The sequence below is a fragment of the Paraburkholderia sp. SSBN10T genome (genome assembly GCF_056619545.1).
Map to the genome: position 1 here is coordinate 245,771 of NZ_JBWQQI010000007.1, position 20,103 is coordinate 265,873.

A 20,103-nucleotide genomic window follows, 5' to 3' on the forward strand; every position below is an offset into this window, starting at 1 on the left:
TCAGGCCGTGCGGTACTGCTTGCGCGACTCCGGCGTGCGGTACAGCACGAGCGTCGCGATCAGCCCGCAGATTGCAGCAAGACCGAGCCACAAGCCAGGCGCCGCCTTGTTGCCCGTAGTATGGATCAGCAGCGTCGAGATGGCAGGCGTGAATCCGCCGATCGTTGTGGCAAGGCTGTAGGCCAGCGAGAAACCCGCTGTACGGACTTCGACCGGCATCACTTCGGTCAGCGCCACCACCATCGCGCCGTTATAGCTGGCGTACAGGAACGAGAGCCACAGTTCGACGGCGAGCAGGTGAGCAAACGACGGGTCGGCCACCAGCCATTGCACCGCCGGATACGCCGTAAGAATCGTCAGGATCGTGAATACCAGCAGCACCGGGCGGCGCCCGATACGATCCGACAAGGCGCCGGACAAGGGCAGCCAGACCAGATTCGACAGACCGATACAGACGGTGACGACCAGCGAATCGATCGACGACAGCTTCAGCACTTCCTTGCCGAAGGTCGGCGTATAAGCCGTAATCATGTAGAACGACACGGTGGTCATGATCACCATGCCCATGCCGCCAAGCACGACGCCCCAGTTCTCGAGCATCGACTTCATGATTTCGCCCATGCTCGGACGATGCTTGCGGGCGGCAAATTCTTCGGTTTCCTGCAGCGAGCGGCGGATCAGGAACAGGAACGGCACGATCAGACAGCCGATCAGGAACGGCACGCGCCAACCCCACGCGCTCATTTCCTCAACCGGCAGCACCTGGTGCAGGAACACGCCGATCAGCGCCGCGAACACCACGGCGACCTGCTGGCTGCCCGACTGCCACGAGCAATAGAAGCCCTTGTTGCCCTTGGTGGCGATTTCCGACAGGTAGACGGACACGCCGCCGAGTTCCACGCCCGCGGAGAAGCCCTGCAGCAGCCGGCCCAGCAGCACGAGAATCGGCGCGAGGACGCCGATGGTTGCGTAGCCTGGAATGGCCGCGACCGCCAACGTGCCGAGCGCCATCAGGCCCAGTGTCAGCATCAGGCCCTTGCGGCGCCCGTGGTGGTCGATGTACGCGCCCAGCACGATCGCGCCGAGCGGGCGCATCAGGAAGCCCGCGCCGAATACCGACAGCGACAGCATCAGCGAAGCAAAGTCGCTGCCACCCGGGAAATAGGTCTTGGCAATCGCCGAAGCGTAGTAGCCGTAGACCATGAAGTCGTACATCTCCAGGAAGTTGCCGCTGACGACGCGGAAAACTGTCCGGAATTTGGATTCGTTGGAAGATGCGTGAGACGCAGTAGACATGACACTCTCAAAATGGCCCAGCGCCGGATTGAGTCCAGCATGATTGGGCGGTTGACGACACTTCACCGCGTCGGCGAGCAGATGCCACTGGCGAGGGAGAACCTGAAGCGAATGCGCCGGGGGCGCTGCATTTTGATGCTGCGCGCATTACGACGGTATCAGGGTAAACCTAGGGGTACCGGCACAACACTTGCGAAGCCGAATGTTACCGTTCCTGAGGCGACCTTGCAGTCAAGACGGACACAGATCGCGCCCCGCGGCACGGCTCGCAGTACACTTTGAGACTGCATCCTCACGTGACGCTCCAACTGATGTCCATCGCCAGTGCTCTTTCGTTGCGCCCCGCAACACCCGCCGATGCCGGCCTGATCGCCTCGATCCATTCTGCCAGTTGGCAGGCCACCTACCGGGGCCTGCTACCCGACGACTTTCTCGACGGCGAAGTCACCCGCGAGCGCGCCGCTTACTGGCAAGCGCGCCTGAACGCCCCGGGCGCCGAACGGCGCAGCGTGGTGATCGCCGAGCGCTCGGGCGAGCCAATCGGCTTCGTCTGCGTAGAACGCCAACCGGACTCGGCCTGGGGCGTCTTGCTCGACAACCTGCATGCGCTGCCTGGCCACCAGGGAATAGGCGTCGGCAAACTGCTGATGCAAGCCGCGATCGACTGGACGGCCGCGCAAGGCGAAAACCAGCTTTATCTATATGTACTCGAGGGCAATACGCCGGCCATCGGTTTCTACGAGCGTCGGGGCTGGCAGTTCGCGGGCGCGGAGCCCGATCATATGGGCGGGGTCGATATCACCGCGCTGCGCTACGTGTACCGGCTGGATCGCCCGCGCGATGCAAGCGGATCCTGACGCAGCCGCCTTGCGTGGTGAGGCCAGTCACGCCGCTTCGCGCCGGCGCCGGCTTAGTGAGGCGCAGGCAAACCCGATTCGCTCTGGCGCTGTAGTTGCAGAATTTCGTTCTGCAACTGACGCAATTGCGCCTGAGCCTTTTCCTTCTCGGCGCGCAACACCGCAGCCTCGGTCTGCGTCCGGCGTTGATAGTCGTTGACCTTTGCCTGCTGCGTACGGGCCACGTCGAGATCGGCCTGCAAGCGCTTTGCGCGGTCTTCCGACAGTCCAATGACATTTTCGATGAACGCCTTCTGCGCCTGCAATTGCGTGCGGCGGATTTCCACCTCAGCCAGTTGTGCGCTCTGCTGCACAAAGCCGGCATAGACCGCCTCGGCACGGACCTCGTCCTGTGACTTGATCACGCGCCAGAAATGCTTGTCTTGAAACAACGCTACGTAGTACGTCATTTCCTGCGGATAGAAAAGCAGACTTGCGCCATAGCTGCCGTTGTAGGTGGTGCGCAACTCCGTGAGTTGCGAGTCGTGAATCATTTGCATCAGTTCGGCAACGTTGCCTTGTGCATCGTCACCGGCGCCACCACCGGAGGCGGAAGCCGCGGACGTCTGCAACGCAGCTGCAACCGGCTGAGGCGTGAGCGTATTCAGCGCCGGACGGGTTCCAGCGACCGGCGCGGAATACGCTGAACCGGCGCCCTCTCCCGCAAACACGGGACCACCATGTTGCAGCAGCGCACAGGTGGTCGCGAACAGCAATGCGCGCCGCACAGTCAAGAGGTACTTCATACGTGCATGCTCCATGCGAATTCCAAACAGCCGGGAATTATCGCGCGGATTTTCGCTTAAGCGAAGCGTTCCTGTGTCGTGCGACAACACTTTAAATCGAGATAGATAGCAATCTTAATTATTTGGCAAATCGCTCATCGAATTGCGGGAAAAAAGCTGTTTTCGAGATGAAAAAGGATAGCGGTGCCCTTCGTGCCGCCACTACGAACTCCGTGCGATCCCTGACGGCCGATTGCCTCACAGCCCAAATCGATCGAGACGAGTGTTTCTCCAAACATCATCCAGTCTGGTTGTCGGCTTTCTATGTGGCAGAGCTGATTATCTTGTTAAGATCGCGCCGCCTGACACACAGCGACCGTCGTCCGGGCGACAAAGGTCCGCACATAAAAAAACGGCCCCGTTCGAAAACTGAGCCGCTCTTGTGTTCGCTGCCGGCGTATCGCGCACGGCAACTGGATATGCGCGACTAGAAACGCGTCTCGCGCGCAACCCGCAGGAAGGTATCAAGCAGCGGCGTGCAATCGAGCAACTCCGGCCCACCCGCGCGATGAAACTCCGGGTGCCACTGCACGCCCATCACGAACGGCGCGCGCCGATAGCGAACCGCTTCGATGATGCCGTCCGAGGCTGACACCGCTTCGATATTGAGATCCCGCCCGATCGTCTTGACCGCCTGGTGGTGAATCGAATTGACGATTGCATCGCGCCGACCCGGAAACATGTTGGCCAGTGTCGAGCCGTCCGGAAAATGAATGCCGTGACGGTGCTGGTCATAGTGTTCATTGACGTGAACACCGGCGGTCGGTACATCCGTGGCGATATCCTGGTAAAGCGTTCCGCCGAACGCCACGTTGATCAACTGACAGCCGCGGCAAACCCCAAGCACCGGTTTGCCGGACTCGATGAATTCGTGCAGCAGTTCCAGTTCATACATATCGCGCACGCGGTCGCCGGGCCACTCGGGGCTCGTCGCCTGTTCGGCATAAGACTGCGGCGAAACATCCGCGCCACCCTGCAAGAGCAGGCCGTCGAGATGCTTCGCATAATCGCGCAGCCGGATATTGCTCGGATGCAGCATGCCCTGGTGACCGACGGTCGGAATCATGAACACCAGCACGTCGCGCGACATCACCCAGTGCGCAATCGATTCTTCAAGATACTGCAGCGTCTTGCCGCGCAAGCCTTTCGCACCCGGCTCAGGGTGGAAGATCCGCGCCGACACGCCGATACGCAAGGTGCGCTGGGTGATCCGCTGACCAGCCCGGTCGAAAATCTGCCGGGCCCGTGCCGCGACGATGCGGCCGAACACCGACCAGGCCGAATCGGTCTGCCTCAGATAGCGTGGCGGCGCAGGCGGCAGCGCGTTGGGGGGAGGTGGATTCGAAGCGCTGAAGTCGGGCGCCGCGCCGAAACCAGGCGGCGGCGAACCTGCGCCGCGCGCACCGGGTGCCGCAGTAGGGCCACTCGCGGCGGCTGGCTTCGCAGCCGTAGCATGCGTCGTTGCCGAGGCGGAATCAGAGGCTGGGGCAGCTTGCGTGGCACCTGGCCTCGCGCGTGCAGCTTCACGTTGCCGATGCACCGCAGCCTCCTGCTGCGCGGTCGAAGCCGCCGCTGAGGCGCGTGCTTCGGCGGCGTCGCGTTGCTGTGCCTCGGCTGGGTCTACGGGCGTGACAACCGATGCGCTGATGGGATCGTCGGTCGAGGAGCGGACGGCCGCGTCTTCGGGCGCCGGTGTAGGCGCCGCCGGCTGGGCAGACTTGGGAGACGACGAACCAGGCGGCACATCTTTGAGCGGCGACTGAATGGCATCCTCATGTGAGCTCGGCAACGTTACCTTCGGCGATGCCGGCGCCGTCTCGGGCTGCGCTACTTCAGACGTTGCGATATCGGGCTTCGAAGCCTCAGCCGGCGCGCCGGACGGGGATGGGGTACCGGGCGTGCCGGCATTCTCTGGCTTGTTTTCGCTCATGACTGTCGGACAGGCGCCTTCCACGCGAACGAATGGATATGGATTGATTATCCGCTACCGGGCGATGCGCGGCAAATGTGCACACAATTACTCACATTGTTACGTCTCGCCAATCAATTCGCGCGAGCACAGCCTTCACTCATGGCTCGGGGCGTTCGTCGAAAGTTTCGCGCAGGGCGATCTGCAGCGTCGCATGGATCTTGACGCACCAGCGCCATAGCAGCGTCATCAATAGCGCGGCGCACACCAGCACCACGACGAGCAATCCCGTGGGTGGCAGGATGCCCCCGGAGAGCGCCGCCACCAGGAGAAACACGCCCACCATCGACACCACCGGCACGAGGTCGGAGATCGCCGAACGGATCGCATGGGTAAAACGCCCGGCCTTCGCCGGCTGCACGCTCAGCTCGGCGAGCAGCAGTGCGAGCGATTTGGTCTTGCGATACACGGCAACCAGAAACGGCATTGCCAGCAGCAAGGCCACACTCCACAGCACGACGCGCTGCATGGGTTCGGAGGCTAGCCAATGGGAGAGCAGCGCGCTCGCGTAAGGCGCTCCGTACGACACAGCGAGAAAGATCGCCACCACGAGCGCCAGATTCACCGCAATCTGCAGAACAATCCGGCGCGTGATGTCGAATAGCGTCGGCCCGCCGCTGGCCGGGCGCAAGCTGCCAAGCCACTGCGAGTACATGCCGAACACATTGGCGATCGGACGTGGCATCGCATGACCGAGCCGCCGGGTGAGCGGATCGGCGGCGCGAATCAGATAAGGCGTGAAGAGTGTCGTCAGTGCCGACACCGCGACCGCAATCGGATACAGGAAAGCACTCGTCACCTTCAGCGTGAGGCCGAGCGAGGCAATGATGAAAGAGAACTCGCCGATCTGCGACACGGTCATGCCCACCCGCATCGCCGTGCGCCCGTCCTTGCCGGCGAGGAAGGTGCCGAGGCCGCACGAGACGATCTTGCCGACCACCACGGCGACGGTGATCACCGCAATCGGCCACGCATAGTCGATCAGCACATGCGGATTGAGCATCAGGCCGATGGTGACGAAGAAGATCGCCGAGAAGGCGTCGCGCAACGGCGCGATCAGATGTTCGATGCGATGCAGATGGCGCGACTCCGCCATGATGGCGCCGATCAGGAACGCGCCGAGCGCAATGCTGTAGTCGAGCTTGACGACCAGCAGGCAAAAACCAAAGCAGAAACCGAGTACCGAGACGAGCAGCATCTCGTCGCTGCCCGAACGCGCCACGTAATTGAGCGCGCGCGGCACGACCAGGATGCCGACCACCAGCGATACCGTCATGAAGAGCAGCAGCTTGCCGAGCGTAACGAGCGCAAGCCCTGCGCTCAGCTCGCCGGTCTGCGCGATGCCCGACAGCAGCACCAGCATCGCGATGGCGAGAATGTCCTCGACGATCAGAATCCCGAATACCAGTTGCGCGAAGTTTTCCCGCTTGAGGCCGAGCTCGGAGAGCGCCTTGACGATGATGGTGGTCGACGAGATGGCGAGGATCGCGCCGAGAAACAGCGAATCCATCGGACTCCAGCCGAACACGCTGCCGATCTCGTAGCCGATCCACAGCATCAGCACGATTTCGGAAAGCGCCGCGACGATCGCCGTGGCGCCGACCTGAAACAGCTTGCGCAGGCTGAACTCCAGTCCAAGCGAAAACATCAGGAACACCACGCCGAGCTCGCCGAGCGTCTGAATGGTCTGCTCGTCGTGAATCAACTGAAACGGCGGCGTGTAAGGCCCGATGATCACACCCGCGGCGATATACCCGAGCACCACCGGCTGTTTCAGGCGATGAAACAGCACGGTGACGACGCCGGCCAGCGCCATGACCACCGCCAGGTCCTGAATGAAGCCGATTCCGTGGTGCATAGGCCGAGTTTCCTTACAAAAAGTAATCTAAACGCCAGATAGTAACGCATCTCGGCGGCAAACCGTTTTTGCGACCTCCGGGCGTTTCGGAATGTTTTTGACACACTGGACTCTTGTGAAATATCACAATAATATTTTTCGAATATTTGGCAAATGGAGTGCAGCAATGACGCAGGTATCGTTCAACGTAATCGGCCGAACGGGAGCCAGCGCCCCCTTTACCGTCGAGGTGAATCGCTTGACCATCGCGGGCTGGGCCGGACGTGACCGCGCCGCGATCGAGCACCACATTGCCGAGCTCGCGGAACTGGGGGTGAAGCGGCCCTCGACCACGCCCTGCTTCTACCGCCTCGGTGCCGAACTGCTGACCCAGGCCGAGCAGATCGACGTGCTCGGCGCTCATTCGAGCGGCGAGGTGGAGTGCGTGCTGGTGCAGTCCGCGGCCGGCCTGCTGGTGAGCGTCGGTTCGGACCACACGGACCGCCTCGTCGAAGCCTACGGCGTCACCGTGTCGAAGCAGGTCTGTCCCAAGCCGCTCGCCCGCGACGCGTGGCGCTTCGACGACCTCGCCGGACACTGGGACCAGTTGCAGTTGCGCGCCTTTGCGATTGCCGGCGGCGTGCGGCGGGTCTATCAGCAGGGCAGCGTCGCTTCCCTGCTGGCGGCATCCGACCTGCTCGAACGCGCGCCGCTGACTGCGGGCGCAGCCATGTTCTGCGGCACGCTCGCGGTCGAAGGCGGCATCGCCGGCATGGCCGACGGAGATGCGCTCGAACTCGAACTGCATGACCCGGTGCTGAATCGCAGCTTGCGCCACGCCTATCGCGTGCATACCTTACCCATCGTCGAATGAGGCACCCATGAGCCCTGCCCCGTCTTCCGCTAGGCTGCCTGCCGGTTCCGTCGGCGCGTCTCACGATGCCGCCATAGAAGCCGCCGCGCTGCGCAAGATCACCTGGCGCATCATGCCGTTCCTGTTCCTGGTCTACGTGCTGTCGTATCTGGACCGGGTCAACATCGGCTACGCGAAACTGCAGTTCACCGGCGATCTGGGGCTGTCGAACGCGGCCTATGGACTCGGCGCAGGGATATTCTTCTTCGGCTATTTCGTCTTCGAAGTCCCGAGCAACCTGCTGCTGAAGAAATTCGGCGCCCGCGCGACGATCGCCCGCATCACCATGCTGTGGGGCACGCTCTCCTGCCTGATGATGTTCGTGCGCTCGGAGACGATGTTCTACGCATTGCGCTTCCTGCTCGGCGTGGCGGAAGCCGGACTCGTGCCGGGCGTGGTGCTGTATCTGACGTTCTGGTTTCCGGCGGACCGGCGCGCCCGCATGGTCGCGGTCTTCATGGCGGCGATTCCGGTGGCCGGTATCGTCGGCGCGCCGCTCTCGGGCTTCCTGATGTCGGCGCTGCACGAGGCGCACGGGCTGCGCGGCTGGCAGTGGATGTTCCTGATCGAAGGCATTCCGTCGATCCTCGCCGGCTTCTGGGCGCTGGCGGTGCTGCGCAATACGCCTGCGGAAGCCGCCTGGCTTGACGACGAAGAAAAGCGCATCGTGCTCGCGAGGCTCGCGCGCGAAAACAACGCCGCAGCCTCGGCCGGCGCCGAACACAACCTGCGAGCCGCGCTGCGCTCGGGACGCTTCTGGCTGCTGACGCTCATTTATTTCTGCCTCGTCACCGGCAACGCGGGCTTCTCGTTCTGGCTGCCGCAGATCGTCAAGGATCTCGGCGTGACCAATCTCGTCAGCAACGGCTTCGTCACGGCGATTCCCTATCTGGCGGCCGGCATAGGCATGATCCTGATCGGCCGGTCCTCGGACATCACCGGCGAGCGGCGCTGGCACTACGCGGTGTGCTGCTTTACCGGCGCGGCGGGGCTCCTGGGCAGCGCTTCGGTGACGAACTCGATCCCGCTGGCGGTGACCGGGCTGTCGATCACCTACGTCGGCATTCTCGCGGGCTTCGGCATCTTCTGGTCGATGTCGACTACCTTCCTGCAAGGCACCGCGGCCGTAGCCGGCATCGCCGTGATCAATTCGATCGCCAATCTGGCCGGCTACGTGAGTCCCTATGTGCTCGGCATCGTCAAGGATGCGACGCATAGCGTGACCTTCGGCCTCGTGCTGATCGCCGGGGCGCTGATCGTCGGCGGTCTCGTGACGCTGCTGATGCCGCGGGTCAAGGTGCCGCATGGCGTGGCGGAACCGGCGTGACGCCGCCCCGCCCACCGCACACCTCACTAAGCGCTGCGCCGGACAGCGCCTCGCATCAGCCCTTCCCCACGCCGCCGGGCGCGCCCGGCGGATTGCCGCCAGCGGCCCGAAGCCTTGTTCTACAATGCGGGCGAATGAGCTTCACCCTTGGTCTTCATCCGGCCCGTACGCCTTATTCATGACGCTTTTGCAAACCTCCCGCGCTCCCACGTCCGCCCGGAAAAATGGCGCGAGCCTCGCCGAACAGGCCTATGAATTCGTCAAGCGCGAAATCATCACCATGCGTTTGCGTCCGAGCGAAGTGCTCAACGAAGCCGAGCTGATGGCGCTGACCGGCATTGGCCGCACTCCCGTGCATCAGGCGCTGCACCGGCTCGTTCACGAAGGGATGCTGACCATCATGCCGCGCAAGGGCATCATGGTGCGCCCGGTCTCGCTCGACGACGTGCTTGCCATCATCGACGTACGCCTCATCAACGAGGGCCATTGCGTCGAACTGGCGGCGCGGCACGCGCAGGCGCACGATTACGAAGTGATGGAAGCGTTGCTCGAACGCTCGAAGGTATGCGTCGCTGCGCATGATGTGGAAGGCATGATGGAAATCGACCGCGAATTCCATCTGGCGATTTCGACGGCATCGCGCAATCCGGTGCTAGCCGACATCCTGCGCGGGCTGCATGAACGCTCGTTGCGCTTCTGGTTTATCTCGCTGTCCGAGCCGCACCATCTCGAGGACGTTCACGAGGAACACCTCGAACTGTTCCGCCTGCTGCGCGAGCGCGACGCCGAAGGCGCCCGCCAGTCGGTGCAGCGCCACATCGAAGCGTTTCGCGCGACCCTGTTCAACAGGATTTAAGCGCGGACTCGCCTGCGAATTTAAGCGAATTTGCCACGCCCCTAACCGGACCCGAACGATCATGGCCACTGAATTCACGCCCTTCCCGCCGCTCGCCCAGCTCGCCGCCGATCTCGCCGCGGGCCGCACCACCAGCCGCAAGCTGGTCGAAATCGCGCTCGAACGCATCGCCGACCCGGCCGGCCAGGGGTCGACCGTCTTCATGCACGTCGATGCCGACAGCGCCCGCGCTGCCGCCGACGGACACGACCGGCTGCGCGCCGCCGGCGCGGTGCTGTCGCCGCTTGCCGGGATCCCGGTATCGGTCAAGGACCTGTTCGATATCGAAGGCCAGGTCACCCGCGCCGGGTCGCGCGCGCTCGCCGGGGCGCCGCCCGCCACCGCCGATGCCCTGGCCGTGGCCCGCCTGAAGCGGGCGGGCGCGGTGATCGTCGGACGCACCAATATGAGCGAATTCGCGTTCTCCGGGCTCGGGCTGAACCCGCACTACGGCCATCCGCTGTCGCCGTACCGGCGCGGCGTGCCGGGCGACGAGCGGATTTCGGGCGGTTCGTCCTCGGGCGCGGCGGCGTCGGTGGCCGACGGCATGGCGGCCGTCGCACTCGGCACCGACACCGGCGGCTCGATCCGCATCCCCGCCGCGCTATGCGGCCTGACCGGCTTCAAACCGACCGCCGAGCGGATTCCGAAGCAAGGCGGCGTGCCGCTCTCCCCGACGCTCGATTCGTTCGGGCCGATCGGCGTGTCGGTCGCCTGCTGTGCGCTGGTCGACCGCATGCTGGCCGGGCTCGAGCCGCGCATCCCGGCGGCGCGCCCACTGGAAGGCGTACGCCTCGGCGTGCTCACCCACTACGTGACGGACGGCGTCGAGCCGGCCGTGGCCGCCGCCATCGACACGGCGCTCAAGCATCTGGAAGCGGCCGGAGCGATTGTCAGCGAAGTGCGTTTTGCGCCGTTGGATCGCCTGCCGGAGATCAACCGGTTCGGCTTCGCGCCGATCGAGGCCTATGCATGGCACCGGCCGCTGCTGGAACAGCATCGCGAGCAGTACGACCCGCGCGTGCTGACCCGCATCCTCAAGGGCCAGCCGGCGAGCGCCGCCGATTATCTCGACCTGGTGGCCGAGCGCGCCGCCCTGCTGGAAGCCGCCCGCAGCACGCTCTGGCAACGCTTCGATGCGATCGTCGCGCCGACGGTGCCGGTCGAGCCGCCGCGCGTGGCGGACCTCGTGAATGACGACGACGCCTTCGGCCGCACCAATGCCTTGATCCTGCGCAATCCAAGCGCGTTTAACTTTCTCGACGCCTGCGCGCTGTCGCTGCCCTGCCATCGGCGCGGCGACGCACCGGTCGGGCTAATGCTGGCGGGCGCCCCGCACGGCGACGACGCGCTGCTGGCAATCGGCCGCGCCGCCGAAGCGGTGCTCAACTCAATTCGTTAGACGAGAAACCGCGAGGCGGTGTTCGCGCTAGAATCGCGGGCACCCGCCCCGCGGATTTCCGACTCTCGACCGCTACCCGATCCATGAATAACGACAATGCAATGCTGCGCCGCGAGCGCACCCTGCTGGTTCTGCTTGGCCTGATCTGCGTTGCGCTGGTTGCCGGCGCGTTGTACATGCAATATGGCCTGCACGAAGACCCTTGCCCGCTGTGCATCTTGCAGCGTTATTTCTTCCTGCTGATCGCGATTTTCGCGTTCCTCGGCGCGCGTTTCGGTAGTTGGCGCGGCGTCAGGTTGCTCGAAGTGCTGGCTGCGCTGTCCGCGCTGGCCGGCATCGTGACAGCGGCCAAGCACGTTTACGTGCAGGCCAATCCGGGCTTTAGCTGCGGCTTCGACGCGCTGCAACCGGTGGTCGACAGCCTGCCGCCGGCTCACTGGCTGCCGGGCGTGTTCAAGGTCGCGGGGCTGTGCGAAACGACCTATCCGCCGATTCTCGGCATTTCGCTGCCGGGCTGGTCGTTGATTGCGTTTATCGTAGCGTTCATCCCGCTGGTGCTGAGCCTGGTGCGTAACCGTCGCCGGATCGACTGAGTTCTGAGCACAAATGAAGCGCTGGGCGACGCCACGCCGCCCAGCGCTTCATTTGTTTCCCCCCGTTTTTGCCTCCTTTTCGCCCCCCCATTACCCGCGGCGACTCGCGACCAGCCCTCCCCGGCAACCCGCTGCCCCCACCCCGCGCGGCTCTGCGCGCAATCCACCACTGTGCCGCCGACACCCGGCCACTCTCCAGCCCACCTGTGTTCATGACTAACCGCGAATAACCCGCATCACCCATGGGAAATCTTTTCGGGACAAGGTAGTGCTATCTTGGAATATGGATGGCGATCTACGTGCGCGAGGCCGGCTACGGTACGGCCCCCTCCGTAACGCGCGCCCGGTCCGCAATGTCTTTCGGATTCGCCATGACAACGCAAACCATCCGTTTCTATCACCGGGGCGCCGTCCGTGAGGTTCAAGGCGTGCCAGCGACGCGCACCGTGCTGCAGCACCTGCGCGAAGACCTGCATTGCACGGGCACCAAGGAAGGTTGCGCGGAAGGCGATTGCGGCGCCTGCACGGTCGTGCTCGGCGAACTCGACGCGCACGGCGCGCTGGTCCTCAAAGCCGTCAATGCCTGCATCCAGTTCCTGCCCACGCTCGATGGCCGGGCGCTCTTCAGCGTCGAGGACCTGCGCGCCGCCGATGGCGCACTGCATCCGGTCCAGCAGGCCATGGTCGACTGTCACGGCTCGCAATGCGGCTTTTGCACGCCCGGTTTCGTAATGTCGATGTGGGCGCTGTACGAGAACCAGCCTGCCGCCGCCGGCCTGCCGACCCGCGACGAGATCAACGCTGCGTTGTCCGGCAATCTGTGCCGCTGCACCGGCTATCGGCCGATCGTCGAAGCCACGCAGAAGATGTTCGACTACGCCCAGTATCCGCGCGTGCCGTTCGAGCGCGCCGCCGTCGCCGCAGCGCTACAGGCGCTGCAGCGCCGCGACACTTTCGAATACCGCGCGCCCGACGTGCGCGGCAGCGCCTTCGGCACCCCTGCGTTTTACGCACCGGTCACGCTCGACGCGTTCACGGCGCTGTGCGCCCAGCATCCACACGCGCGCATCCTCGCCGGCAGTACCGATGTCGGCTTGTGGGTCACCAAGCAGTTCCGCGACCTTGGCGACATCCTGTACCTCGGCAATGTGGCCGAACTGAAGCGCATTGAACGCGACGCGCAGACGCTGACAATCGGCGCGGCCGTGACGCTGGAAGACGCGTATGCGGCGCTTGCCGTCGACTACCCGGAACTCGCCGAACTCTGGACCCGCTTCGCCTCGCTGCCGATCCGCAATGCGGGCACGCTCGGCGGCAACGTCGCCAACGGCTCGCCGATCGGCGATTCGATGCCGGCGTTGCTGGCGTTAGGTGCGCAAGTCGTGCTGCGGCACGGCCCCAAAACCCGTACGCTGCCGCTCGACGCGTTTTACCTCGGCTATCAGAAGACCGCCCTCGCCAGCGGCGAATTCGTCGCGGCGATCCGCGTGCCGCGTCCGGCGCCCGATCTGCGCTTTCGCACCTACAAGGTCTCGAAGCGCTACGATCAGGACATCTCGGCGGTCTGCGCCGCGTTCGCCTTGCACATCGTGAACGGCACGATCGTCGCGGCCAGCCTCGCCTTCGGCGGCATGGCGGCGACGCCAAAGCGCGCCACCCACGCCGAAGCCGCGCTGACCGGCGCCGCCTGGGACGACACGGCGACCCGGCGCGCCATGGAAGCGCTCGCCGCCGACTATCAGCCGCTCACCGACATGCGCGCGTCGAGCGCCTATCGATTGAAGGTCGCACGCAATCTGCTGCAGCGCTTCCAGTTGGAAACGCGCGATCACGCGCCGCTCGCCCTGTTCGACGTCAATGCGTTCGCATTCGAAGCCGGCGTAGCGGACCCGGCGCCTGCGCAGGAGTCCCTGTGATGAACCAGCAAACCGATGCTTTCATCCGGCACGCCGCGGATCGCGCGGAGACGGCCGCCATCGGCACGTCTTTGCCGCACGAGTCCGCGACGCTGCATGTGAGCGGCGAAGCCGCCTATACCGACGACCTGCCGGAGCTCCAAGGCACGCTGCACGCGGCGCTCGGACTGTCACGCCATGCCCATGCGCGGATCGTCTCGCTCGATCTGGGCGCGGTGCGCAACGCCCCGGGCGTGATCGCGGTGCTGAGCGCCGCCGACATCCCCGGTGAAAACAACTGCGGCCCGGTGCTGCACGACGACCCGATTCTGGCCGACGGCGAAGTACTGTATCTCGGCCAACCGGTGTTCGCGGTGATCGCCGAAAGCCACGAACTCGCGCGGCGCGCCGCGGCGCTCGCAAAGAGCGACGACGTGGTCCGCTACGAGCCGCTGGAGGTCGTGCTCACTCCGGCCGAGGCCAAGGCCAAAAAGCAGTTCGTCCTGCCGCCGTTGCACCTGAAGCGCGGCGAGCCCGCGGCGCAAATCGCCGCCGCTGCGCACCGGATCCAGGGCAGCTTCGAAGTCGGCGGTCAGGAACAGTTCTATCTCGAAGGCCAGGTCGCCTACGCGATCCCCAAAGAGATGGACAGCATGCTCGTCTACAGTTCGACCCAGCATCCGAGCGAAATGCAGCAGGTGGTCGCGCATATGCTCGGCTGGCCAGCGCATAGCGTCGTGTGCGAATGCCGGCGCATGGGCGGCGGCTTCGGCGGCAAGGAATCGCAATCGGCGCTGTTTGCCTGCGTCGCGGCGCTCGCCGCAAAGTTACTGCGCCGCCCGGTGAAGGTACGCGCCGACCGCGACGATGATTTCATGATCACCGGCAAGCGTCACGACGCCGTCTACGAATACGAAGCCGGCTTCGACGAGACCGGCCGCATTCTCGGCACGCGGGTCGAGATCGCGCTGCGCGCGGGCTATTCGGCGGACCTTTCCGGCGCCGTGGCCACGCGCGCCGTCTGTCACTTCGACAATGCGTATTACCTGTCCGACGTCGAGATCGTCGCACTGTGCTGCAAGACCAATACGCAGTCGAACACCGCGTTTCGCGGTTTCGGCGGACCGCAGGGCGCGCTGGTGATGGAAGTGATGCTCGACGACATCGCCCGGCAACTGCGGCGCGATCCGCTCGAGGTGCGGCTTGCCAACTACTATGGCGTGGGCGAACGCGACGTAACGCCGTATGGCCAACGTGTCGAAGACAATGTGATTGCGCCGCTTACCGAGGCCCTCCTCGCCAGCAGCGACTACAGCGCCCGCCGCGCGGCGCTGGCCGCGTACAACGCAAAGAGTCCGGTGCTCAAGCGCGGCATCGCCTTTTCGCCGGTGAAATTCGGCATCTCGTTCAACGTGCCGTTCCTCAACCAGGCCGGCGCGCTGGTACACGTCTATAAAGACGGCTCGATTCTCGTCAATCACGGCGGCACCGAGATGGGCCAGGGGCTGAACACGAAGGTCGCCCAGGTGGTCGCCAACGAACTGGGCGTGCCGCTCGCGCGGGTTCGCGCCACGGCGGCCGACACCTCCAAGGTGGCCAATACCTCGGCCACGGCCGCCTCCACCGGCAGCGACCTGAACGGCAAAGCGGCCGAAGCCGCGGCGCGCACGATCCGCAACCGGCTCGCCGTGCTGGCCGCCAAAGAACTCGGTGGCCAGCCCGAGGCCGTCCAGTTCAGGGACAGCATGGTGCACGCCAACGGGGTGGCGATGCCGTTCGCCCAGCTCGTCAACGCCGCGTACCTGGCCCGCGTGCAGTTGTGGTCCGACGGTTTCTATACGACACCCAAGGTCCACTGGAACCCAAAGACGCTGACCGGTCACCCGTTCTACTATTTTGCGTATGGCGCGGCGGTGTCCGAGGTCGTGGTGGATACGCTGACCGGCGAATGGAAGCTGGTGCGCGCGGACGTGCTGCACGACGCCGGGCAGTCGATCAACCCGGCCATCGATCTCGGCCAGGTCGAAGGCGGCTTCATCCAGGGCATGGGCTGGCTGACCACCGAGGAACTCTGGTGGAACCGCGAAGGTCGATTGATGACGCATGCGCCGTCGACGTACAAGATCCCAGCGGTCAGCGATACCCCTGCAGCCTTTCACGTACAGTTGTATCGCAACGAGAACGCTGAGCCGACGGTATTCCGCTCGAAGGCGGTCGGCGAGCCGCCGCTGTTGCTGCCGTTCTCGGTGTTTCTGGCGATCCGCGATGCGGTGGCCGCCGGCGCGCCACAGGTGCATCAGGCGCCGCCCCTACGCGCACCGGCGACGCCCGAGGCGATTCTGGACGCGCTGGAGGCGATGCAGCAGCAAGCTGGTCCTGCTGCGAGCGCGACACCCGGGCAAGGCGGCCCGCAGGAGCACAACGCAGAGGCCAGCCCAGCGGCGGAGCCGGCAGCGAATCTGGCAGCGCACCTGGCAGGAAGCCCGGTGAGCGACACGCCGCCGAACGCCCCCGCCGGCGTCGACACCGCCACCTGATTTTTCACGCGCTGCGCGACACGAACGCGCCGCGCCATGCTTAACCGGCTGCACGGACACCCCGCGCGGCCATCGATGGAGAACCGCCGGATGCAAGCCTGGCTACCCGATCTGCAACACCTGCTGGCACATGGCGACGCGGCCGTGCTGGTGACGGTCGCGCGCGTCGAAGGTTCGGCGCCCCGCGAAGCCGGCACCAAGATGATCGTCACGCGCGATTCGGCGCGGCATACGATCGGCGGCGGCCACCTCGAATGGAAAGCCATCGAGACGGCGCGCCAGGTCCTCAAGGAAGGCATGCGCGTGCCGCATCTGCGCCGGCTCGAACGCTTCGCGCTCGGCCCGAGTCTTGGCCAATGCTGCGGCGGCGCCGTGGTGCTCGCGTTCGAGCGTCTGGACGTCGGCGATCTCGGCTGGATCACCTCGCTCGCCAAGCGTCTGGCGGCGGGTCTTTCGACGGTGCGTAGCGTATCATTCGGGCCCGCACCGGATGCGGTGATGCTGTCCGACCCGGAACCCGGCGTCGAAGGCGCCGACTGTTTGCTGTGGGACGGCGCCGGCTTCGACGAGAGCAGTTCGCTGCTCACCGAGACCATCGCGCCGCGCGACTTCGCCGTGGTGCTGTTCGGCGCCGGTCACGTGGGCGCAGCGCTCGTGCGTGTGCTGGCGACGCTGCCGTGCCACGTGCGCTGGGTGGACGAGCGCGACGCGCAGTTTCCGCCGCCCGCTCTGCTGCAGGCGCCGAACGTGACGATCGACCCGAACGACGCGCCCGACGAGGCCATCGACCAGGCTGCGCCGCACACGTATTTCATCGTGATGACGCACAACCACACGCTCGACCTCGAACTCGCCGAGCGCATCTTGCGGCGCGGCGACTTCGCGTTCTTCGGCATGATCGGCTCGCATACCAAGCGCAAGCAGTTCGAGCACCGGCTTGCCGCACGCGGCATCGACCCCGCGCAAATCGCGCGGATGAAATGTCCGCTCGGCGTCGACGGCATCATCGACAAGTCGCCGGAGATCATCGCAATTTCCGCGGCCGCGCAGGTGTTGCAGGCGGTAGAAGCCAACGCGCGCGCAACTCAGGCGGCATGACGGGGCAGCGCCTCACGACCTCCATCCGGCACGAATAGACTCATTCCGCATCAAACCAGGCAAACAATCGAACATGACTACCACAACCGCTCATACTCTCGCCGACAAGGTGGCCGGCGCGCCAAAGGCCGAACTGCATATCCATATCGAAGGCTCGCTCGAACCGGAGCTGATCTTCAAGCTCGCCGAGCGCAACGGCGTGAAGCTCGCCTACGACTCGATCGAAGCGCTGCGCGCCGCCTATGCGTTTACCGATCTGCAATCGTTCCTCGACATCTACTACGCCGGCGCGAGCGTGCTGCTGCACGAACAGGATTTCTACGACATGACGATGGCCTACGTGGAGCGCTCGCTCGCGGACAATGTCATCCACACTGAAATCTTCTTCGACCCGCAGACGCATACGGAACGCGGCGTATCGATCGCCACCGTCGTGGCCGGCATCGAGCGCGCGCTCGCCGACGCAGAAAAGCGCGGTCTGACGAGCAAGCTGATCCTGTGCTTCCTGCGCCACCTCTCCGAGGAAGATGCGCTCGCAACCTTCGAGGAAGCGTTGCCATTGTTCGATCAATACCTGCACCGGCTGATCGGCGTGGGGCTCGATTCGTCCGAGCGCGGCCATCCGCCTTCGAAGTTCGAGCGCGTGTTCGCCAAAGCGCGGGCGAAGGGCCTGAAGCTCGTCGCGCATGCGGGCGAGGAGGGGCCGCCCTCGTATATCTACGAAGCGCTGGATCTGCTGAAGGTGGATCGTGTCGACCACGGCGTGCGCAGCATCGAAGACCCGGCGCTCGTCACGCGTCTGGCCGACACGCGCGTTGCCTTGACTGTGTGCCCGTTGTCGAACCTCAAGCTGTGCGTATTCGACGACCTGACCAAACACACGCTCAAGGCGCTGCTCGACAAGGGCGTCGCCGTTACCGTGAATTCCGACGACCCGGCCTACTTCGGCGGCTACGTCAACGCGAACTACCTCGCCACCATCGATGCGCTCAAGCTCACCGACGGCGAGGTCTACACGATCATCCGCAACAGCTTCGAAGCAGCGTTCGTCACGCCTGCGGAGCGCGATGCGCTGATCGGGAAACTCGACGCGCACTGGCACGCTGCAGAAGTGAGCTGACCGGCGCGGTTGCGATGACCTGACAGGGACGGCGCCCGTGGCAAACAACCGGGCGCCCCCCTTTACATTCCCAATAACGGAGACGGCTTTTCCCATGACTCACTCGGCTCAATCAGCACAATCGGCATTCCGCGCCCAGTTGCTGACGTTCAACGGCGACCCGGCGCAATCGTCCAATGCAGCGGTGTTCCACGAAGACGGTCTGCTGATCGTCGAAGACGGCCACGTCGTCGCGGCGGGCGCGCATGCGGCGCTAGCGGCGCGGCTCGCCCCCGGCACGCAGGTGCAGGACATGCGCGACAAGCTGATCGTGCCGGGCTTCATCGACACGCACATCCACTATCCGCAGACGGACATGATCGCCTCGCCCGCCCCCGGTCTGCTGCCCTGGCTCGATACGTACACGTTCCCGACCGAGCGCCGCTTCACCGATCCGGCCTATGCCCAGGACACCGCCAGCTTCTTCGTCGAAGAGCTGCTCGCCTGCGGCACGACCACGGCGCTGGTGTATTGCACGGTCCATAAGGAATCGGCGGATGCGCTGTTTACCGAAAGCGAAGCACGCAACCTGCGCATGGTGGCGGGCAAGGTGCTGATGGACCGCAACTGCCCCGAGTTCCTGCGCGACACCGCCCAGTCGGGCTACGACGACAGCGCCGAGCTGATCGGCCGCTGGCACAACCGCGGACGCCAGATGTACGCGCTCACGCCACGGTTCGCGCCGACCTCGACCGAAGCGCAGCTCGAAGCCTGCGGCGTGCTGGCGCGCGAGCATCCGGATCTCTTCATCCAGAGCCACGTCGCCGAAAACACCGACGAAGTGAAGTGGGTTGCCGACCTGTTCCCGGGCCACCGCAGCTATCTGGACATTTACGACCACTACGGCTTGCTGCGCCGCCGCGCCGTGTACGGCCATTGCATCTACCTGGACGAGGAAGACCGCAAGCGGATGGCGCAGACCGGCACGCTCGCCTCGCATTGCCCGACTTCCAACCTGTTCCTCGGCAGCGGCCTGTTCGATTTCGACAAGGCCGACGAGGCCGGCATGCCGATCGCGCTCGCAACCGATGTCGGCGGCGGCACCTCGTTCTCGATGCTGCAGACCATGAACGAAGCGCACAAGGTGGCGCGTCTGACCGGTCACCACTTGACTGCCACACGAATGTTCTGGCTCGCCACCGCAGGTGCGGCCGAAGCGCTCGATCTGGCGGACAAGGTCGGCACGCTTGCGCCGAAGTCGGAAGCGGATTTTGTCGTGCTCGATCCGCGCGCGACGCCGCTGCTTGCGCGCCGCACCGCGCGCACCGAGTCGCTCGAAGAGCTGCTGTTCGCCTTTGCGTTGCTTGGCGACGACCGCGCGATCTTCGAAACCTACGCGGCCGGCAAGCGTGTGCACCAACGCGACGCGGCACGCCAGCACGCCACCCGCAAGGCGCAAATTGCCGCCTGAATCGACGCCTGAGCGCACCTGGGGAACGCGTCGAAGACGCAATTCAGCGCGCATGCCTCGCTAAAACGCAAAACGGCCCGGCAGGTTATC

The 20,103-nt window shown here is 64.8% G+C and carries 15 protein-coding genes; 11 read left to right on the forward strand and 4 right to left on the reverse strand.

Features of this window, described 5'->3' with window-relative positions; translation table 11 throughout:
* A complete protein-coding gene (tcuC, locus tag AC1ECK_RS13740; protein ID WP_480319872.1) occupies positions 1-1,296 on the reverse strand; it encodes a tricarballylate/proton symporter TcuC in 1,296 nt (431 codons plus the stop codon).
* Between the two features lie 311 nt (positions 1,297-1,607).
* Here tcuC and AC1ECK_RS13745 point away from each other — a divergent pair, with 311 nt between their 5' ends.
* Positions 1,608-2,153 carry an N-acetyltransferase family protein gene (locus AC1ECK_RS13745; RefSeq protein WP_480320138.1) on the forward strand — a complete coding sequence of 182 codons (546 nt, stop codon included), beginning with the start codon at positions 1,608-1,610 and terminating at the stop codon, positions 2,151-2,153.
* 53 nt (positions 2,154-2,206) lie between these two features.
* On the opposite strand, the gene AC1ECK_RS13750 is transcribed toward AC1ECK_RS13745, so the two are convergent.
* The 3 genes from AC1ECK_RS13750 to AC1ECK_RS13760 form a co-directional block, all read right to left on the reverse strand.
* Positions 2,207-2,938: a DUF2968 domain-containing protein gene (locus tag AC1ECK_RS13750; RefSeq protein WP_480319876.1), complete on the reverse strand. Its 732-nt coding sequence runs from the start codon at positions 2,936-2,938 to the stop codon at positions 2,207-2,209.
* Between the two features lie 466 nt (positions 2,939-3,404).
* The gene (locus AC1ECK_RS13755; RefSeq protein ID WP_480319878.1) at positions 3,405-4,907 is read right to left on the reverse strand and encodes a gamma-glutamyl-gamma-aminobutyrate hydrolase family protein; all 1,503 of its coding nucleotides are present in this window, start codon (positions 4,905-4,907) and stop codon (positions 3,405-3,407) included.
* A gap of 139 nt (positions 4,908-5,046) precedes the next feature.
* Positions 5,047-6,804 (reverse strand): cation:proton antiporter, encoded by a 1,758-nt coding sequence (locus AC1ECK_RS13760; protein ID WP_480319880.1) that lies wholly within the window; start codon positions 6,802-6,804, stop codon positions 5,047-5,049.
* 166 nt (positions 6,805-6,970) lie between these two features.
* Between AC1ECK_RS13760 and AC1ECK_RS13765 the strand changes: the two genes are divergently transcribed.
* The 10 genes from AC1ECK_RS13765 to guaD all read left to right on the forward strand — a co-directional run bounded on the left by AC1ECK_RS13765 (position 6,971) and on the right by guaD (position 20,013).
* Positions 6,971-7,657 (forward strand): DUF2848 domain-containing protein, encoded by a 687-nt coding sequence (locus AC1ECK_RS13765; RefSeq protein WP_480319882.1) that lies wholly within the window; start codon positions 6,971-6,973, stop codon positions 7,655-7,657.
* 7 nt (positions 7,658-7,664) lie between these two features.
* Positions 7,665-9,023, forward strand: coding sequence for an MFS transporter (locus AC1ECK_RS13770; RefSeq protein ID WP_480319884.1), 1,359 nt, complete (start codon positions 7,665-7,667; stop codon positions 9,021-9,023).
* A 178-nt stretch (positions 9,024-9,201) separates the two neighbouring features.
* Positions 9,202-9,879: a GntR family transcriptional regulator gene (locus tag AC1ECK_RS13775; RefSeq protein WP_480319886.1), complete on the forward strand. Its 678-nt coding sequence runs from the start codon at positions 9,202-9,204 to the stop codon at positions 9,877-9,879.
* 61 nt (positions 9,880-9,940) lie between these two features.
* On the forward strand, positions 9,941-11,320 hold the full coding sequence (locus AC1ECK_RS13780) for an amidase (RefSeq protein ID WP_480319888.1): 1,380 nt from the start codon (positions 9,941-9,943) through the stop codon (positions 11,318-11,320).
* An 83-nt stretch (positions 11,321-11,403) separates the two neighbouring features.
* Positions 11,404-11,913: a disulfide bond formation protein B gene (locus tag AC1ECK_RS13785; RefSeq protein ID WP_480319890.1), complete on the forward strand. Its 510-nt coding sequence runs from the start codon at positions 11,404-11,406 to the stop codon at positions 11,911-11,913.
* A gap of 371 nt (positions 11,914-12,284) precedes the next feature.
* Positions 12,285-13,829 carry a xanthine dehydrogenase small subunit gene (gene xdhA / locus AC1ECK_RS13790; protein ID WP_480319892.1) on the forward strand — a complete coding sequence of 515 codons (1,545 nt, stop codon included), beginning with the start codon at positions 12,285-12,287 and terminating at the stop codon, positions 13,827-13,829.
* Positions 13,829-16,345, forward strand: coding sequence for a xanthine dehydrogenase molybdopterin binding subunit (gene xdhB, locus AC1ECK_RS13795; RefSeq protein WP_480319894.1), 2,517 nt, complete (start codon positions 13,829-13,831; stop codon positions 16,343-16,345). The genes xdhA and xdhB overlap by 1 nt, the downstream gene beginning before the upstream one ends.
* A 90-nt stretch (positions 16,346-16,435) precedes the next feature.
* The gene (gene xdhC, locus AC1ECK_RS13800) at positions 16,436-17,443 is read left to right on the forward strand and encodes a xanthine dehydrogenase accessory protein XdhC (protein WP_480319896.1); all 1,008 of its coding nucleotides are present in this window, start codon (positions 16,436-16,438) and stop codon (positions 17,441-17,443) included.
* A 73-nt stretch (positions 17,444-17,516) separates the two neighbouring features.
* Complete coding sequence (locus AC1ECK_RS13805; protein WP_480319898.1) at positions 17,517-18,563, forward strand: adenosine deaminase; 1,047 nt, start codon at positions 17,517-17,519, stop codon at positions 18,561-18,563.
* 94 nt (positions 18,564-18,657) lie between these two features.
* Positions 18,658-20,013 (forward strand): guanine deaminase, encoded by a 1,356-nt coding sequence (gene guaD / locus AC1ECK_RS13810; RefSeq protein WP_480319900.1) that lies wholly within the window; start codon positions 18,658-18,660, stop codon positions 20,011-20,013.
* The last annotated feature ends 90 nt before the right edge of the window (positions 20,014-20,103 follow it).

Bases quoted from the DNA above. Each gene is read 5' to 3' on its own strand.
- tcuC (WP_480319872.1), bottom strand. From the start codon at position 1,296: ATGTCTACTGCGTCTCACGCATCTTCCAACGAATCCAAATTCCGGACA.
- AC1ECK_RS13745 (WP_480320138.1), top strand. From the start codon at position 1,608: ATGTCCATCGCCAGTGCTCTTTCGTTGCGCCCCGCAACACCCGCCGAT.
- AC1ECK_RS13750 (WP_480319876.1), bottom strand. From the start codon at position 2,938: ATGAAGTACCTCTTGACTGTGCGGCGCGCATTGCTGTTCGCGACCACC.
- AC1ECK_RS13755 (WP_480319878.1), bottom strand. From the start codon at position 4,907: ATGAGCGAAAACAAGCCAGAGAATGCCGGCACGCCCGGTACCCCATCC.
- AC1ECK_RS13760 (WP_480319880.1), bottom strand. From the start codon at position 6,804: ATGCACCACGGAATCGGCTTCATTCAGGACCTGGCGGTGGTCATGGCG.
- AC1ECK_RS13765 (WP_480319882.1), top strand. From the start codon at position 6,971: ATGACGCAGGTATCGTTCAACGTAATCGGCCGAACGGGAGCCAGCGCC.
- AC1ECK_RS13770 (WP_480319884.1), top strand. From the start codon at position 7,665: ATGAGCCCTGCCCCGTCTTCCGCTAGGCTGCCTGCCGGTTCCGTCGGC.
- AC1ECK_RS13775 (WP_480319886.1), top strand. From the start codon at position 9,202: ATGACGCTTTTGCAAACCTCCCGCGCTCCCACGTCCGCCCGGAAAAAT.
- AC1ECK_RS13780 (WP_480319888.1), top strand. From the start codon at position 9,941: ATGGCCACTGAATTCACGCCCTTCCCGCCGCTCGCCCAGCTCGCCGCC.
- AC1ECK_RS13785 (WP_480319890.1), top strand. From the start codon at position 11,404: ATGAATAACGACAATGCAATGCTGCGCCGCGAGCGCACCCTGCTGGTT.
- xdhA (WP_480319892.1), top strand. From the start codon at position 12,285: ATGACAACGCAAACCATCCGTTTCTATCACCGGGGCGCCGTCCGTGAG.
- xdhB (WP_480319894.1), top strand. From the start codon at position 13,829: ATGAACCAGCAAACCGATGCTTTCATCCGGCACGCCGCGGATCGCGCG.
- xdhC (WP_480319896.1), top strand. From the start codon at position 16,436: ATGCAAGCCTGGCTACCCGATCTGCAACACCTGCTGGCACATGGCGAC.
- AC1ECK_RS13805 (WP_480319898.1), top strand. From the start codon at position 17,517: ATGACTACCACAACCGCTCATACTCTCGCCGACAAGGTGGCCGGCGCG.
- guaD (WP_480319900.1), top strand. From the start codon at position 18,658: ATGACTCACTCGGCTCAATCAGCACAATCGGCATTCCGCGCCCAGTTG.